This window comes from Photorhabdus caribbeanensis, assembly GCF_018448885.1.
Classification (GTDB): domain Bacteria; phylum Pseudomonadota; class Gammaproteobacteria; order Enterobacterales; family Enterobacteriaceae; genus Photorhabdus; species Photorhabdus caribbeanensis.
This window is the reverse complement of sequence record NZ_RCWB01000038.1, coordinates 1-19,065: the sequence shown is the minus strand read 5'-3', so window position 1 is coordinate 19,065 and position 19,065 is coordinate 1. Positions and strand designations below refer to the sequence as shown.

The following is a 19,065-nucleotide window of genomic DNA, read 5'->3' as shown; positions in this document are numbered from 1 at the left end:
ACTATATTACAACAAACATTAATGTTATAAAACAATAAGCTATGTAATGAATCATTCATTACAATGACAATATCCCCCAAGTAAATTGTTCTACAAGGTAATTTACTTTACGCCCTGCGACATTTATTAATTTATAGTTTAATTTCAAGATATCAGAGAAATATATAGACATTATATTGACCAATATTAACAATAGATAATATAAGGCTATTTTTTTTAAAATTTACATTAATTATTCTTAATGATTCATGAAAACAACAATGAAATGTATTTTTACATATAGCAAAGAAAATCAATAAAAAAACAAAACCAGATTAGATTAAATTACTATCAATGACAGAAAAAACTTGACTAAATAACCCACATGGAAATTATCAATTCTCTTATTTTGTTTTAAAACAAAAACAATCCGGTATAAACCATATATACCGGATTGTCACACCAACATTAAATTATCCAATATTCCTTACTTATGAGTATCACGCCACCTCCTTTTCAAAACTGATTGCCAACACCCTATTCAAAGCCTGAGCTAAAACAGTTGCCTCATTCACACACCAACCAATTTGGAATTCAGCCAGCTGAGTCAAACGCGCAAGATAAATGACGAATGCTTGTAATAAGATCCGCCATGCATCCCCTTCACTGTTTTTGGGTAGTAGTGGTTGCCAGGGACTCATTACCCATTTGGGTTCTGCCTGGCTCCCGGCGCTTTCAAAAGGTAATTGAAGGGGCTGAAACATAGTAAGACGTTCGCACCAGAATGATTCACTCAGTGTCAATGTCTTGGGGATATTCTTCACGTTTTGAGTCTGTTGTGAAATATCATTCTCACTGGTTATATTTTCTAATGCTTGAGAGAGGAATTCAGCTTTAACAATACCTTCTTGTTTAACAACGCTATCTTTCATTTACTACTACTTCAACGAATCTGTTCGGAATTTGGAAACTGTCTTGAATGACAGTTATCGCAAGGGTTTTTCTTTTATTTCTTGCTGCCAAGAAATAAAAGCCGGCATGCCTGACATCAATTCAAAATACTCAGATATTGGATGTCATAGCCCGGTTAATTACTATTAATTAACAATCCTTCGATGCTAATTTCCTTGGCAACGGAATAAATAATTCATCTTATTATCTGAAATAAGATATTTAACCTTCCCTATTTTTATATAACTTAAATTAATCTCTGCAATTCTTATTTGACGATACCAAATTACACAACCAAAAATTTAACTATTAAGTTAAATATCTAAAAAAAATCAATATAAATTAAAACCAAATTAATTCCATCCTAATAATTATTATTTTCAGGTCATTATTATGAATATGAAATAGGTAGCTAATATACTGTTATGCATTTAGATGATATTCAAAACTCCCTCTATATCAATTAAAAAACAAACTCTCATAAATGTCTTTCAAATGCAATAGCCTCAACTTACAGCATAATACTATATATTTCTGTTTTGTTACTTAAGTGTTTGTATTTAACAACAAAGTAACAAATCGGATATTCCAATTAAAATGCATTTTCAGACTTGTCTTATTTTCTATAAATTTTTTTCTCAATAACAATCTGACTAATCAGAAAAATAATAAAACAGACTATTCCATCAGGGCGAGTCTCAAGCCTAAAACCACCCAGATAATTAAGCCTATTTTAATACGTTATTTTACAAATTCGAATTAGCAACAATTTGCGTACTAGCTTGACCTTTTAAGTGCACTATAATACAGTGAAATGGAATAAACTGAGAAACTTAACTGCCTGCGAGTGAGCGCTTCTTGTAGCTCTCTGCTGGATTAAATGGTTTTCATGCCAAATGTAAAATAGATGAAATTGTGACTTGATTATGAACCTTTGTTTTTACACGTCTAACTCAAAGAAATACACTTATGCCGAATCTATTTTTTCCAGTCATGCTGACATAAACTTGGTTCATAAAAGCTTCGACTTTAAAGAGTTACAAACTGATGATCCTCAAGAAAACCTACTATTTAAATTAAATCAGGTTCCACACGTCCCTTCTTCCTATGTTTTTATTGAGGACAGCACCTTCCATATAAATTCTCTTAATGGTTTCCCCTCGCTGTACACTAAATACATTTTATCTTCATTAGGCGTTCAGGGAATTATTAATCTATTAGCAGGAAAAGATAATCGTGAGTGTTATTTTATCAATCACTTGGCGCTCAGAACGGAAAATAATAAGGTCATCTTTTTTTCAGGCACGACAAGAGGGTTATCTATTTCGCTCTCTCCCTTAGAGCGCAGTAATGAAACAGGCTGGTCTGATCTTTGGCAGATATTAAAAGTAACAGATAGTGGGCAGTTCTACAGTCAGTTAACTGAAGGACATAAGTACCTTTTCAACCAACAGAATAACAATACTGATGCTTTTCAACTACTCAGAGAACATCTTACTAAGAGAGAGTTATAAAACTAGTTTTATTCACGTTACATTAGATGTTTTTTAATTTTATCAATACATAAACGACTATCGCTCACAATAATGATCTTAGATACAAACTCTGGATGAACGCCAAAGAAGTTATCTAAACGATTATCGAATTGTTTAGCAAAACGTAATAGCTCTAGAGTGTTATAAAATGTCTCTTTAGGTCGTGTTCTTGCTCACTTTGATAATAACAATCGTTTGACTATACATATAGCGAAAATCCAGTACGGAACTTTAAATCTAATGATTAATGACCATTCTTTAAAAAAAGGAATTAAACGTTTGTCATAGGCCCCTTCAACAATCTACTCATTTTTAGCTTTAATTTCACGCACAAGGCCGTTAATAACTTTTTGTGAATTTTTTACGTACTCACCAATATAAGCATTATAAACCAGATAAATATCCACATTAAAACGGCCCTTGACCGTTTTTTTACCCTTATTATTACTAGTCATTTAAAATAAAACTAATATATAAAAAAGTGAAACCATTAAATTAAAGCGAATTAAATAAGACAAATATCACCATCAAAAAACACGTTACCATTACCAAATTTTCAATTATTTTTTATCAAAAAATATTTTCAACAATAACTCTACAATTAAATATATGACTAAAATAATAAGTCAGTTAAAAAAACAAAATTAACAATAAAATTCGGTTTAGATTACATAATAGATAATAACATCAATAATAATAATGAAAAATCCCGACTAAATAACTTATATGGTAATTATTATTTCCCTTGCTTCGTCTTAATATAGAAACAATCCAATATAAAAAATATATACCGAACTACCATATCAAGGTTAAATTATTCAATATTCCTGACTATATCAGTATTACACTACGTCCCTTTTACAACCAACTATTAACGTCCTATTCAGGACCTGAGCTAAAGTAGTTTTATTCTTATTATCCTCCAATAAACTAAAATGATTACCCAGAATAGCAATCAACTGAAGTCAAATATCAGTCATTATCCGAACCTAACCTAACGATGGTTCTATACTCACAGACGCTGGTTTTTCATCCATTACAAAAGAAATAGTGAGAGAAGGCTCTGATGCAACGTGACTAATAATACCCGTCTGCTGCCAATTTTTTACGGGCAATCATATCAGCATGCAAATTTGCCTGATATAAAACCAATTCCTGCGTTGCAGCAATAAATTGCACCAAATTCGACCATTATCGCTATTGACGTCAGATCTACCGATTCATCACTAGTTTGGGTGCTGCTCATTCACCGGCTGTTTCGAAAAGTCACTGAGAAGATTGCAAAATTGCAAGGCGTTTACACCAGAATGAATCACGCCCAGAGAATATTCTTTGCGTTATGAGTTAGCAGCGAAGGGGTATTTACGACCTGAATGAATTTGTTAGAAATCTGAAAGCGGTCATTCCTGACAGACATTACCAATATTTCTTTCTTAACTTCTATCCTCTCCAAAAATAAAAACGGATATGTTTAATATCAACTTAATATATTCAAATGGTGAATGCCACAGCCTGATTAATAACGATATATTAGCAACGTAAAATTAACAATTTTTTGACACCAACTGTCCTACAATGAAATAAATAATTCATCTTATGATCTAAAATGAGATATTTTATTTTCGTTCCTATTTTTTAAGATAATATCGCTTAATTAATTGCAACTTTCATTAGCTTTAACTTGCACCCACCTATAGAAATGACATATAGTCGAATTAAAGCCCGTGCTATTAATACAGATTATTATTAATTGACTCTACAATACATCATTGCGGAGGGGCTTTTTTATGTTAACAACGTGAGAACGGTATCACGTGAGGGAGAATTACAATGAATAGAGAAAATATATCCGCCAATGCCGATGCATTGCCATCTGCTCTTAACTGTTGCCGATTATTGTTGCAATTAGCTAAAGGTGAAGCTCAGGAAGCACAATACTTGTTCTCCCACAGCAAACTGAAACCTGCAATAAAAGAATACGGCAAGGCACATGATGTTGATCTGGCATTGTGCCGTTTAAAATTCTCCAAGCTAACTCCTAAGCTACTGCCCCTGGCCTTTCGCGATAAACAGGGGGGATTTGTTGTATTAGCGCGTCTTTCTACTGATCAGGCTCTGATCCAGTCTCCTCACGCCGTTTCACCCGAAATACTCCCCATCAACGAGCTAGAGGACCGATGGAGCGGAGAAGTGATCCGGTTAGGGGAAGCTTCCCTCCGGTTCGATGTCTCTTGGTTTATACCTGCGTTTATCCATCATCGCCGCCTCCTCGGCGAGGTGCTGCTTTTTTCCCTGATGCTTCAATTACTTGCCCTAGTCACTCCCCTGTTTTTCCAAGTGGTGATGGACAAGGTGTTGGTGCACAAGGCGTTATCTACCCTGGACGTACTAGTGATAGTGCTGGTGGTGGTTGGGCTGTTCGAAGTGGTGCTCCGGGGACTGCGCGAATACCTTTTTGCCCACACCGCCAATCGCATCGATATCACCTTGGGGATCAAGCTGTTCCGGCACCTACTCGGCCTACCCCTGCTCTACTTCAAACACCGTCAGGTGGGCGCTATCATCACCCGGGTACAAGAGCTGGATAACATTCGTGACTTCCTGACCGGCTCTATGCTAACCCTGTGCGTGGACTTAGCGTCCGCCTTTGTCTTCTTTGGCGTAATGGCCTGGCTGTCGCCGTCCCTAACCTGCGTGGTACTGGCAATATTGCCTCTCTATTTCCTGCTGGCCTGGCTGAGCGCCAAACCGTTACAACAGCGCATCGAACAACAATTCCAGACTGCTGCCCTCAATACCTCATTCCTGAACGAGTCCGTCAGCGGCGCTGAAACCATCAAGAGCCTGGCGGTAGAACCCAGGATGCAACGGCGCTGGGAATCCCAGACTGCGAACATGGTCGAAGCCGGTTTCCGCACCCAAACCCTTAATAGTTTTATCAGCCACGGAGTTATGCTGCTACAGAAGACGACCGGCGTTGGGATTATCTGGCTGGGTGCCAACATGGTGATCTCTCTGGAGCTCACCATAGGCCAACTGATCGCTTTCAACATGATGGTGTCCCACATCAACCAACCCATCGCCAAACTCATCGACCTGTGGCAACAGTTTGTCCAAACCCGGGTCGCTGTCGATAAGCTCGGCGACATACTCAACCTGCCCGTCGAGCAAGAACAGGGGAACATCCGTCCTCAACAACCACTCTCTGGCGATTTGCAAATACGCAACCTGGTGTTCCGCTACCAGCCCCACCAAACCCCAGTGTTGCAGGGAGTTACCCTACATATCAGGTCCGGCGAGAACTTAGGCATAGTCGGTCCCTCCGGTTCAGGTAAGAGTACACTGACCCGCTTATTACAAAAGCTTTACGCTCCGGACGAGGGGGAGATCTTGATCGACGGCATTCCCCTGCATCGGTTGGACCCAAGCTACCTGCGCCGCCAGATTGGGGTGGTTCTACAAGAGAACTACCTGTTCAACCGTAGCGTACGCCATAACATAGCACTCAAAGATCCCTCCGCCTCGCTGGAGAAAGTGATGGCCGTCGCTAAACTGGCAGGCGCACATGACTTTATCCTGCAACTCCCTCTGGGTTATGACACGGTTCTGGCCGAGGCTGGCAGTTCCCTATCGGGAGGACAGCGCCAGCGCATCGCCATCGCCCGAGCGCTAATGGCCGACCCCAAGATATTGATCTTCGATGAAGCAACCAGTGCCCTTGATGACGAATCCCAGACGCTGATCCAGGCCAACATGGCCGAGATCGCTCTAGGGCGCACCGTCATCATTATTGCCCACCGCCTGTCCACGGTACGTCACTGCGACCGCATCATCACTTTGGAGCAGGGGCTTATCACCGAATCAGGCAACCATCGCCAGTTGCTGGCTAAGGGAGGCTGCTACGCCAGATTGTGGCAGATGCAACAAGAATTGCGAAAGGAGACGGCGTGATGTCATTCAAGAAACACCTAAAAACCGTCCTCCTGGCCTGGCGTCGGGAACGTAACGCTCCTCAAGCAACGAAGCGCACCCGCGACGAGTACGAGTTTCAGCCCGGCTACCTGGAGATCGTTGAACGCCCTCCTGCGCCTTGGGCAAGGTGCACAGCGATAGCATTGACCCTATTTCTGCTGGTAGTTCTACTCTGGTCCATTGTCGGTCGCCTGGATATCCATGCCAACGCTACTGGCAGGCTGCTGGTGTCCAGCCACTCTAAGGTGATCCAGTCCCTTGAACCCGGCGAGATTGTGGCAATTCATGTGCGCGACGGACACAGGGTTAAGGCCGGGGATGTGCTGATCAAACTCAACCCCATAGGAGTCGAGGCAGAACTGAAAGAGCGGCAGGAGCAACTAAACTTCAAGCGGTTGGAGCAGGCTAGACTCCAGGCCCTACTAACCGACGCCCCCATTGAGCATTTCACCGTACAGGAAGGTATACCGCAGGCACAGGTCAAGCTAGCTAGAGAGCACCTGGTCAGCGTCTGGAAAGAGGTGGCCGCCAATCTAGCAAGCCTGGATGGAGAGATGAACGTCAACCAAGCGAGCCAGAGTGCGCGTAACACCGATATCACCGAGCTGGAAAAACTGCTAACCAATATCAAAGTGCGTCTTGAGGCCCGTCGAACCTTGGCCGCCAGCAAGCTACTGCCAAAAGTCGAGCTACTGGAGCAGGAGAAGGAGAAGCTAGAGATAGAACGCACCCTTTCTCAACAGCATGCCGAGCTAACCGTCCTCAAAGCGCAGTATCAGGTACTAGAGGAGAGCCGGGACCGCTACCTAGCCAAGATCCACCGGGAATACTACGACCAGTTGAACGAAGCTCAAGCCGCCATTGCAGTGATGACACAGCAATTGATAAAAGCCAGCGAAAAACAGCGGCTACAGAGCCTACGGGCACCGGTGGATGGCGTGGTGCAACAGTTAGCGATCCACACTCTGGGAGGCGTAGTGCAACCGGCCCAACAGCTAATGGTGATCGTACCCGATGATACCCCCTTGGAAGCCGAGGTGATGGTGTTGAACAAAGACGTGGGGTTCGTGCACGCGGGCCAGACGGTGGAGATTAAAGTCGACTCATTTCCCTATACCCGCTATGGCACTATACGGGGGAAGGTCGCTCACGTCTCCAAGGATGCGGTCAAGGATGAGCAGCTTGGCTTGGTATTCCCCGCCCAGATCCAGATGGAACACGCCTCCATCACAGTGGACGAACATGAGGTACCGCTACAGGCAGGCATGAGTATCACCGCGGAAATCCGCACCGGTGATCGGCGGGTGATCGACTACCTACTCAGCCCACTGCAACAGTACCAGTCCGAAGCATTGAGGGAACGATAATGTCAACCAGCAAATCTATTCTGTCGGAACCGACCATTATCGACGAGTCCAAGGCCGTAGCAGACGGCGGCCTCCTAGCTTTGGCTCATGCCGCCCGCCATTTCAACTTATCGGTGGAACCGGAACAACTGAGCCACCGTCTCGGACGCACTCAAGGGGTCTCGAACAACCAGGATCTATGCCGCTGCGCCCGATGGATTGGTCTGAGGGCACGACACATCGCCACAGATATGAGCCGTCTCGATACTCTGCCCCTTCCCATCCTGCTGGATACAGAACAGGGCTGGCTGGTGCTAGAGAAAATCGAGGGCGAGTTAGTTACCTTGTATCAACCAAGCACGGGTAAGACATGTCGCTATCCCCGGACCGTCCTCGCTAACCACTGGCAAGGCAGCGCTGTGCTACTGGCGGAAACAACCGAACCGCCGAAACGACAGCGGTTTGGCTTTGGCTGGTTCGTGCCTTCCATCCGCAAGCATGTCAGCCAGTTCAGGAACGTGATCCTGGTGTCTCTGATGCTACAAGTGATCGCCCTAGTGACTCCCATACTGTTCGAAAACGTGATCGATCGGGTATTGGTCAGCCGTAGTCTATCCAGCCTACAAGTACTAGGAATCGCCATGTTGACCCTAGCTTTGTTCGAGCCCGTTTATGGTTTCCTTCGTTCCTGGCTATTCGCCAACCTCGCCAGCAAGGTCAACTCCGAGCTCTCCAGCCGCCTTTATCAGCACCTAACATCCCTGCCTACAGGCTATTTCCAGCAACGTCAAACCGGCGAGATTATCGCCCGGGTACGTGAAATGAGCCAGATCCGCCAATTCCTCACCGGTTCGGCGCTGACCATAGTGTTGGATTTGGCCTTTGTCGGTCTATTTATAGCCGTGATGTTCTTCTACACCACCGAACTAACTTGGCTGGTGCTCGGTTCCCTAGCGCTCTACTTCCTATTCTGGCTGTGTATCGGGCCAGTGCTGCGTGCTCGGGTATTGCGGGAATACGAGTTAGGGGCCGATAACACCGCTTTCCTTACCGAGTCGGTCACTGGCATCGAAACCATCAAAACCAGCGCCACCGAAGCCGGTTTCCTGCATCGCTGGGAGCGGCAATTATCCGCCTTCGTCCGCGCCTCATTCCGCGCCAAAGTCGTGGGGATCTTGGCTGGTCAGGGAATCGACCTAATCCAGAAGCTGACCTCCGCCCTGCTGCTGTGGTGGGGCGTTACTCTGGTCATGGAGGGCAAGCTCAGCCCAGGGGAACTGGTGGCTTTCAACATGCTCTCGGAACACGTGACCCAGCCAATTCTGCGTCTGGCTCAGGTTTGTCAGGATTTCCAGCACACCCTAATCTCGTTACGCAGGATTGGCGACATTCTTGACGAAGAGGGGGAAAGTGGCAATGGCGGCCTGGCCTCCGTACCCAAGTTACAGGGAAGAGTAAGCTTCAAGGGCGTACGCTTTCGCTACGACAAGGATGGTCAGGAGGTGTTACGCAACCTCAACCTCGAAATTCATCCCGGTGAATTCGTCGGCATCACAGGTCCGTCCGGCTCGGGCAAATCCACCCTAGCCCGGCTGTTACAGCGCCTCTATGTGCCCCAGCACGGCCAAGTGTTGGTGGATGGGATCGATTTAGCGATCGCCGATCCGGTGGCATTGCGTCGCAACATGAGCATAGTGCTGCAAGAAAGTGTGCTGTTTGCCGGCACCATCGCCGAAAACATCCGCTTGTGCCGCCCCCAAGCCAGCGATGCGGAGGTGCATGAAGCAGCGACTCTGGCCGGCGCCGACAGTTTTATCAAAGCGCTGGACCGAGGCTATGAGACCCAAGTCGGCGAACGCGGCGGCCAGCTCTCCGGCGGGCAACGCCAACGCATCGCGCTGGCCCGAGCGTTGCTAACCAATCCGGGGATACTGCTACTGGATGAGGCCACTAGCGCCCTGGACTACGAGTCAGAAGCGGCGGTAATGGCTAACCTACAGCGTATTGCTCAGGGCCGTACAGTGATCAGCGTCGCCCATCGTCTTAATACCCTGCGCCATGCTCAGCGGATTCTGGTGATCGACCAAGGTCAGGTAGTCGAACAGGGCAGCCACGAACAACTGCTCGCCTTAGATGGGCTCTATGCCCGGCTGTGGAGCTTACAGATGAACGATTCTCAGTTCGCAGACGACCAACCGTGTCCAACATAGCCCAGCCATTTATGAAGCGTTGTAATCCGTAAATATCAAAGTAGGACTTTCCTAAGGAGAACCATCATGCCCAGTAATAGCTACCAGTCGCTGCTTGCATCTGCGCAGGCCACCTTTAAAGAGATGAGAAGCAAACCGAAAATCCAAACGCTGGTCCAAGAGATCAAGAAGGGGTTCCGTGAAAACGGTCGCAAATGGAGCCCCCAACTACTCCAGCAACAGAAAACGCTAGAACAGACGCTGGAGGGCAGCGCGTACCGGCGCTACAGTCATGACAGGCCAGTTGGCATCAGTAGCCTCGACAAAGGCGAGCAACAGGCATTTGTCAGTTATATCAAGACCCTGGCGACACGCACCACGACGGTCGACATCTTGGTACAAGGCAATGAGAAAACGGCTCTGTCTTCGCAAACTGATGACGCCTTGGGCAATGCCGAAGCTTTCCGGATGCTGCCCAAGGATTTTGCGCAACGTTATGGCGCCCGCGGCAAGCTTGGTGCGCGGCTGACCATCAACGTTAGCAAGGTGCATTTCAACTTGCTTGCCCGGGCATTGACCCAATTGTTCAATGATGACAATCGCGGCTGGCTGGAACAAGCCAAGATCATGGGGCCGAAAAATCTGGGCAGCCGTACCGACCAAGCCGTGATCTACCTTTCCAGAGCCGGGATCGAGCATGCCCAAACTATCAGTAAAAAGCTTAACGAACTGTTACCGGCGACAGCCTTTGTCGAACACACTCCAACTGGTATGTATCGCGTGGGCAAAGGCATTTCCTACTCTGAAACGGCCGCGGGCGGATCGAGCAGTCATGGTCAGTCCCGAGCACAACTGATTGCGGCAGCAGGTGCACAGTCCTTGCTGACCGATATTCCGATCGAGAAGGCTCTGGCGCATACTTTGCAGACGCGCGGATACGATGTACACAACCCGGCGCTGCTCTCACAAGCGCTACGGGATAGTGAACTCAAAGGGAAGCTGGTGCCCATGAATGGCGATTCTGAGCCTCGTCGGGGCAGCGCCGATATCCATCAGTTCGCCGCCGATCCTGTGTTGTTCGCCAAATCCAACATCATCAATGCCGAGACATTGATCAGGTCGGGGAACCTCCCGGCAGAAGGGAACGTCCAGCTAGTGAAAATCGGATCAGGCTTGTACGAGCTCGACTACACCGATCGAAGCGCTAATAATGATGTAGCAACAGAAGGCGCTAACAGCATACCCGCGTATTTTCTCGGCTACGACAGCGCCAACCAAGCCAATGCGTCACCAGCCTACATAGACATTCCTAAACATGCGATCGCAGGAAGCTTTCTGTTTACCGGAACACTATCGGGCGGTTCGGTAATAGTGACCAACCTCGATGCCAATACCTACCGGGTCTACCACGACGGTCGAATCAACAGTTCGCTGCTATACGATAACGTGGTAATGGCCGTGGACTACAAAGATTACCAGGTAGCTGCCACCACCGAAGGTCTCGCCGTGGCATACATGCAGTACGTCAATGACGAATGGCAGTTGGCGCTCCAGCGCCAAGAGTATCGGCAAGACGGCCAGATACTTCGGCTAAAGTTACGCGACAACGAGGAGCCACTCTCGATTCAAGTCGCAGACAGTCAAGTGATTGAACGCAACCAAACTCAGTTCGTCACTTACCGTGAACAGATTCACCAACGACTAAAAAAAGTAGCTGCCCAATTCGGGGTATCAGTCGAAGGGATCACCGATGGTGTATACACAGAGGGTGAGTTTTCTCCTGATCATCCTGCAATTGCTGCATGGAGCAAACTACGCGCCGAAGTTTACGACAAGATGAACGCTGATACCAAACAGTTGGCAGACAAGCGAGACAAACTTTATGAGGAACGGCGCACTAGCTCTCAGCACGACCTGATTAATCAACAGATAAAACAGATCAATATCACTCTGGAGTATTACAAAGCGCAATACGATACGGTTCTGCGTGAAGCAGGCTTCGCCGAACAAAGCTGGTTATGGCAGCAGATCAAGTCCAAGGACGGCATGGCTGCCGTGGTGCGGATCGACAATACACCCGTCCAGAACAGTGGACCGGAACATACCAGTAGCGTGGGCGAGCGTTATGCGATCGCCGAAACTTACCAACATCGTGTGCACGGCACCGCGTTTACCGATGGTCAGCGTAACTTCCGCGATATCAACATCCCCGGGATGTACGACAGGATGTCGGCTCTGGAAATGAAGATCCTGTTTCTCAAAGGCCAGCTCACTCCCAAACAACAAGGTGCCTTAAGCGCTCACATCACTGAAACCAGTCAAGCAGAATACATCGATAAGGTATTGCAGTGGGCGGCAGTGTACAGCGAGGATTTTCATCGCATCGGTAGTAGCTTCGACCGTCTGGCGCCACAGGACTTTTACCTGTCGCTGGTCGGCGACAAATCCGGCGGCCGTTGCTATCCCTTGGTCAGAGCGATGGCGGTGGCGCTGACTAACAGCGGAGAAGCGGGTATCAACAATCTGGTGGAAAAACTCTTTTTGGCTGCCGCCGATCCCCACGCAGGTAGTTCCACACTGCTGAAAAACAGCCTGATCAAACTACACTCTAATAATATTGAGGCCGTACAGGCGTCAACAGCAAGGGGACAGTTTAAACTGTCCGAAGTGGTTTCCCTGTTGAAAAAGACGCCCAAGACCTCAACGTTCGCGCTCAATACCCCAAATCACTCGATGATGGTGGGAAGTACGGTCGGACCCGAAGGACACCGTTACTATTTCTATGACCCAAATGTCGGGATTTTTGCCTTCAATAATACAAGCAGCTTTTTACAGGCCATGAAGAATCACTTAGTGGGACGCAAACTGGCCGCCTACTACGGTTCGCCTGGCGGCGAGTTGACTCCTATCTTCAACTTGGTGGAGATCGATGCCAACAAGATGGCAGAAGTGCCGGTGGGTAACGGCCTGAACGTGTCAGACCTGACTCGCCCTGATGAACTAACCACAGTCATAGAACAACGTCGGCAGGTTGAGCAAGCAGTCAATGCCCAGATACGGATTGCCAAGGACGCTCGGTTGCACACTACATTAGTGACCCTCGATGCCGAACAGTGGGGAGCAAGGTTCGCCGAGGCTAGTACACAGCTCGCCCAAGAAAACAACCTTGACCAGCGCTGGATGCCAGTGATTAGTAATACCGAAGACCAAGGCGAAGGCCGCTACCGAGTCCAGTTCATCAATCGCGACCAACCCGAGGAGACCCGTTGGGTGAGCAGCGGCGATGCCACCTTTACCGAATTCCGCCGCTTCGTTGATGAACATATGCTCACTCTAAGCCAACATTTTATCTTCGAACATGGCCAGATACGGCCAAAAAACAGTGTCGGCGAGGCAGCTCCAGTTGATGGGCTGAACGCCGGGTTTGCGATACAGACGCTGATCCAATGGTTTGCCGACAAGAACCGCAACGATGCGGCACGTGGGATCGCTTCGCCTGATCTAGCCACTGCGCTCAAGGTCCACAGCTACCTCAACTTTGTCCAGATGGCTCATGGTAGCGTGCAGGATATAGCCAAGGTCACTGCGCTGGTGCGCACGGCGCTGCGCAGTGAAGTGATGGCTGCCGAAACCTCGTTTAAGGGCTTTGCTGCTAACCTAGGCCACACCGTTAGCGAAGGCGCCGGGGTGCTGTTTGGCGGCGCTATGGTCGGTCTGGATGCTTATGAGCTGGCCCACGCTGAGAACGATGTGCAGAAGGCCGTATTCGGTACTCAGTTAGCGTTCGATTCGGCCAGCTTCGTCACCGGTACCGCCGGGGTGGGCGCCGGGTTGATGGGTGCCTCGACAGCCGGGGCAGTACTCGGTGGGGCTGGTGTGATCCTTGGTGGGCTTGCGGTAGGCTTTACGGCACTAGCGCAAGCCTTCGGTGCAGTCGCCGAAGATGCTAAGGCAGTAGGCCGTTACTTCAACACGCTCGACAATGCTTACAAGGGTAATGGCTATCGGTATGACAACGAGAAGAAAGTGCTGGTTCCCCTACCCGGGGCTGTGATCAAAACCCTGGATCTACGCAAGAGCCAGATCGACTTCGACAGTCAGTATATTTACCGTACCCATTCGGGCTCTACCGGCTCAGGAAGAATCAATTATTTCTTCTGGATCGGCGACTTTCCAAAGATGGTCCATGACCGCAGCCAAGCGATCGAGGTGCGCAGTGGAATCGGTTACAAGGACGTTTCCCACAGACTCGACCACAGCGACAGCAATGTTCTGATCTTGCCGGGTACCCCTAAATCCTTCATCAGTTACGAATACATGCAGCTTCCTGGCGCGACTACACGTCATGATGCCGGTTTCGATGTGATTCGCAGGCTCGAAGAGGACAAACGATTCGACTACGACTTCTATATCTTTCCGGGGGAGGTGACGATTCGTAGGATTCATCAAGAGTATGTGGCGACCCCAATCGAAGTGATGCTCGACCAGCGCAACCGACAACTGATAGTGCCCGAGCTACCCAAGGAATTACATGGCTACCTGCATTACGAGATCAAGGGCGCAGGTGGTGAGTACCTCATTGGGCTGAACGAGGGCGCCAGCGTGAAGCTCACAAGAGACGCCCTGAATAACCCGGACGGCAGTGCGCCATCGCGCTGGATCATCGACAGCAGCCAGCTTGCCAGTGACAGTATCAGTGTATCGAAGAACCGACTGGTAGTTGGTGGAGTGGTGGTCGAACTCGATTCAGACTGGAAAGAGCAAGTGCTGGTGGTCAACCGCAAGGGCGAAGTACGCGAAGTTGACTTCGCCAGACTGACAACTGAGGTGGTAAGCGAAGATGCGAGCAAGTGGCAGGTGCCCGGCCAGCAAATCGAGCAGCACCTGAGTGATCTAGCCAAAGCACATCAGTTGCACGGGCAGTATGTGGTGGTGGAGAACTACAACCGCAATGGGCGTGATGTTGGTCGAGCATTCTACGACGTGGCCAACAATAGGATGCTGTTCACCGACACCCCCCACGAACAGGCCAGACATGCCCAACTGGGTGCGGTGATGGGCGACCATGCCTATTTCTACGATGCCGACAACGCTGCGGCGTGGCGGGTAGACATCCCCACCGGACAGATCGACGCACAATTTGAGCCCTGGTTTAACCAGAGTGCAGGCCAGATCAGTCGGTTATGGCAAGAAGGGGATGCGGTTTATCTGGCTCGCCGTTATCAGCTAAAAGGGAAGGAAGCTGAACTGAGCTATCGGCTCCTCGATGACCGAATGGAGTTGGTCAGCGCAGTAGGTGATGATGCGCTACTCCAGCTTTCGGCACGTACCGGCCGACATGGTGATGAACTCAAAGCCATACTCCAGGGCTACGAGAACAATAGCATCAAACGTGAAACTCCGGCGTATACGCTGGACGCACGGCTGATCCAGCCGACCAGTGCGGCGCTGGTCACGGTATTTGGCGTAGATGCGACTGGCGTGGCGCACCGCTACTGGATACGCACCGGCGACGGTACGCTGATCAAACCGAATCTGGCGCCTCCGGCGGATCAGACCTTGCACTTTGAAGCGCACGAACAGGCTCGCAGTGCCTGGCCGATCCCGGCTGATCTCGTATTGGCGGGCAGCATTCCCCACCCTGCGGGTACAGAAGTATTCTTCTTCTACAGCAAGGAACAGAAGGCCCTGTTCCGCCAGGAAGGTCCCGGCCAGACTGTTCTCGACGCCAGCCATCCCAGTGCATTACGCATCAGCACTCCAGCGTTGGCTAATCTGGTCAACCTGAACGGTAGCCTGCTCGCCATCACCGAGGATGGTCGTGTGGCCCGGCTCGATGCGCAGGGGCAGCTTAATTACGAGGCGGTCAACGAGCATTGGCTCAAGGGGCGTACCCACTGGTGGCAAGATCTGGCTAATATCACCGACCGCAGCACCACTCTGGCCGTGTTCGGGATCAAGGGCGCCGACGGCAAAAACCTACTGCCGGTGTGGTACCACAACGGCCAAGTGGTGGCGGCTTCGGCGGCACTGTTGGGTAAGTCGTTGCAATTTTTGGGATTCGAAACAGATGGCACCTCCGCGCGTCTCTTCGAGCCCGAAAGCGGTAAGCTGTATCGCCAACCAGCCATGACCGCGAATGCGTTAGCCGCAGCTTTTGGCAGCACCGGCCAGATGCTTAGCGCCTCGGCGCAACTTCCTGCGGCCAGTGAGTTAACGCCTGAGTTGCATCTCAAGGCGGCGCAACAGGTCGATACCGGCATACGCCTGATTACGGTCAAGGGCGAGATCTTGCTACGAACCAACAACGGCGAGTTGCAGCTAGTTGGCGTTGACAAAAGCTGGCAACAAAACAACGTGACCCAACTGCCACAGGCGCTCACCAAACTCGCTGACCAATGGCAGGCCAAAGGGATACTAACCTTGCAGGACAACAAGGAACTAGGCTGGTTCGATATCGGCAGCGGCCAGATATTTTCGGGTAATGGCATCCCTGTCTCGAATAATCTACGCTTCGTGGGGATCGCCGCCAACGAGAAGGCGGCATATGTGTACAGCCCGATGACTCAGGCGCTGTATCAGATCAAGGATGGCAACGCGCAGATGCTCAACAGGTTTACGGGCGTGGAGCGCGTCGGCTCGTCCCTTCTGCTTCAAGGCGGAGGAGTTGGCGGCAGCAAAGATGATCTGACGCCACCGGTCATTGCCGGTGTCGACAGCGTAGTGCTGCATGGCGGAGCTAATAAAGATACCTACCGCCTCAGCAAGGCGATGTGGTCCCATTACCGTACAGTCATCATCGATAACGACGACCGGGGCCAGGCCCTGGACCGCCTGATCCTACCGTTGGCTGATCCGGAGAGCATCCTGGTGAATCGCCACGATGACGACTTGATGTTAACCGATTCCAGCAACGGAACAACCGTGGTGGTGCGTCAGGTATTTGGCAACCAAGCTATGGCCCATCGGCATCTGCAAATCGAGCTGGAAGGTTCCTCGTCGGTGATCAACGTGGACCACCTGGTCGAGGGCTTTACCCAACGGGGTTACACCAAGGAAGGTCTGATGGAACTGTCTTGGGCTAGTAAGCAACCCGTCATCACAGCTCATGCCGTTGCCTCTGTCCCGGACGTAGAAGGGCCGAGCCTGACGAAGCTAAGCGGGGCTATGGCCTCGTTCCCTGATACCGGCGGTGCCCGCGAGCACTTGCCGCAAATTCGTCAGGCTTCGCAAGCGATGCTGGTGCCATCGCTGCTCTAAGGTAGCACCAGAAATAACAGAAGGGGCGAAATGTCCCTTCTCAGACCGCTGACGAACCTCGTTGAAAAGAAGGTGTCGCAAAAGGTTCGTAATGTTCCGGGGTATATCGGCTACGGCTCATGGTGTCAGTCTCCAGGTGAAGATAAGGAAGCAGTAGCGTGCATGGGCCGGAGAGGAAGAACAAGGTGAGATGACCGGACGTTTACCCTCCAGATGCTGGGTCAGGGCATCAATGCCCCGGCGCATGTCGACGGGCTCTCGCACCAGAAAGAGCTGTTGCGGTTTCAGCATCGGGCCAGTACCCGCATCACGTCAGGCAACAGCGTCAATGGACAGGCGATGGCATAGCCGTCTGGGGTATGCAGGGTGACGGTGGGCGCGTCGTCAGGCTGGAGTGAAACCGGCAAGAGGGCGGGCAGTGTCTGGCTGAGAGGTTGGCGCATTTTGTGACTGTCGGCAATCCAGTCGCGGAAAGAGGAAAAACTCAGCTGATGCTGTTCGCAATACTGTTTTCGGGTCAGGTCACTGTGGCGCCATTGGGTCACATGTTGCTGTTTTTGCTCCGGGGTATATCGGCTACGGCTCATGGTGTCAGTCTCCAGGTGAAGATAAGGAAACGGTAGCGTGCATGGGACAGGGAGGAAGAACAAGGTGAGATGACCGGACGTTTACCGTTTACGGAGCATTACAGTATAAAAATAACAAAGCCGGAAAGATCACGGGGATCTTTCCGGCTTCTACATTATATAATTACCACGCCTTAAGAAGATTGAATGAATCAAGTTCTACAAATAATATTTTTTCTTTTTCAAAAAGCAGTACTATTTCATCCCATAGCTCAGGTTTAAAGACAATTAATGTTTTACCTGATTCAGGCATATAAAAATCACTAATAATAAAACCACAGTCACGTCTTATTAATTCATTAACCTTTTCAGAGCGATACAAATTATCTTCATAGAGTTCTAAAAGAACAGGTTTTAAAGGTAAAGAAATAGGAGGTAAACCTTTTTTCTCTCTAAATTTATTTTTTAATATAATGTGACTGTAATTATAAACCTCATTCATTATTTTTTCATTTTCACTGTTTTCTCCATAAAGATATATTCCATCTTTATTAATATTTTCACATTTCTTCAATGAATTGATTGTAGAGTCAAAAAAACACAGCTCATTGAATATGCTGGATATTATTTTTTGAGCTATATCAGTAAGGAAACCGTAAGGTCCATAACCGTTCTGAGTAACATTGTATTGATAGCAGATACAATATGGTTCAATGATTAATTTATTTACGTCAGTAAAAACGTTTGCCCATTCAGGAAAAGGATATTTAATTAATTTTTCTATATACATATATGTGGTCACCTTATTACCATACAAAAATATTCTCAATTCCCTTCGGATCTACTGCATGTATATGCCCTCCGGAGTGATGTTCTGGAATACCTGGTTGTCCAGCGTCAGGATGACCGTCTGGATGTTCAAACCAACTGTTTTTGCCATTGGGATTGCGGCGACCTAATTTTTTACCACCTTCAGCCTTCATTTTGCCCCAATTATCCCCACGGCTACTTGCATTCAATTCATCAATTCCAATATCTTGACCGCCTCTTGAATTTCTAGGAACTTGCGCATGTTTTTTTGCTCGACGGATAGCATCATTCCTACTTTTTGCTTTGACAGCATTACATCCGGCCAACCCTAACGGGTCTTAGGGACTGCCCCGACACGACCATACTTTTTGGCCGGGATTTTTTCTTTAATAACAACCTGTTAAAGAGCCACTTTGTCCCACTGCACTCACCCGTGCGAACCTAAAACCCCGATGTG

General features: G+C 48.8%; 9 protein-coding genes. 5 read left to right on the top strand and 4 right to left on the bottom strand.

The annotated features are described in order from the left end of the window. Window positions 1–479: 479 nt before the first annotated feature. Complete coding sequence (locus tag EAE90_RS19615; protein ID WP_214054910.1) at window positions 480–911, bottom strand: hypothetical protein; 432 nt, start codon at window positions 909–911, stop codon at window positions 480–482. 945 nt (window positions 912–1,856) lie between these two features. Here EAE90_RS19615 and EAE90_RS19610 point away from each other — a divergent pair. From EAE90_RS19610 to EAE90_RS19590, 5 genes are all read left to right on the top strand, one after another. After that, a complete protein-coding gene (locus tag EAE90_RS19610; RefSeq protein WP_214054909.1) occupies window positions 1,857–2,444 on the top strand; it encodes a non-canonical purine NTP pyrophosphatase in 588 nt (195 codons plus the stop codon). Between the two features lie 1,851 nt (window positions 2,445–4,295). Next, the gene (locus EAE90_RS19605; protein ID WP_214054908.1) at window positions 4,296–6,416 is read left to right on the top strand and encodes a type I secretion system permease/ATPase; all 2,121 of its coding nucleotides are present in this window, start codon (window positions 4,296–4,298) and stop codon (window positions 6,414–6,416) included. Beyond that, the gene (locus EAE90_RS19600; protein ID WP_214054907.1) at window positions 6,416–7,804 is read left to right on the top strand and encodes an HlyD family type I secretion periplasmic adaptor subunit; all 1,389 of its coding nucleotides are present in this window, start codon (window positions 6,416–6,418) and stop codon (window positions 7,802–7,804) included. Before EAE90_RS19605 ends, EAE90_RS19600 begins: the two co-directional genes overlap by 1 nt. Then, window positions 7,804–9,993, top strand: coding sequence for a type I secretion system permease/ATPase (locus tag EAE90_RS19595; protein ID WP_246550982.1), 2,190 nt, complete (start codon window positions 7,804–7,806; stop codon window positions 9,991–9,993). The genes EAE90_RS19600 and EAE90_RS19595 overlap by 1 nt, the downstream gene beginning before the upstream one ends. Window positions 9,994–10,059: 66 nt before the next feature. Continuing rightward, window positions 10,060–17,232, top strand: coding sequence for a TcdA/TcdB pore-forming domain-containing protein (locus EAE90_RS19590; protein ID WP_214054906.1), 7,173 nt, complete (start codon window positions 10,060–10,062; stop codon window positions 17,230–17,232). Window positions 17,233–17,516: 284 nt separating this feature from the next. On the opposite strand, the gene tnpA is transcribed toward EAE90_RS19590, so the two are convergent. From tnpA to EAE90_RS19575, 3 genes are all read right to left on the bottom strand, one after another. Then, on the bottom strand, window positions 17,517–17,819 hold the full coding sequence (tnpA, locus tag EAE90_RS19585) for an IS66 family insertion sequence element accessory protein TnpA (RefSeq protein ID WP_105398610.1): 303 nt from the start codon (window positions 17,817–17,819) through the stop codon (window positions 17,517–17,519). Window positions 17,820–17,982: 163 nt separating this feature from the next. Beyond that, entirely contained in the window at window positions 17,983–18,588 is a 606-nt protein-coding gene (locus EAE90_RS19580; RefSeq protein ID WP_214054904.1) for a hypothetical protein, read from the bottom strand. 16 nt (window positions 18,589–18,604) lie between these two features. Further along, a complete protein-coding gene (locus EAE90_RS19575) occupies window positions 18,605–18,934 on the bottom strand; it encodes a hypothetical protein (RefSeq protein WP_214054903.1) in 330 nt (109 codons plus the stop codon). Window positions 18,935–19,065: the final 131 nt, after the last annotated feature.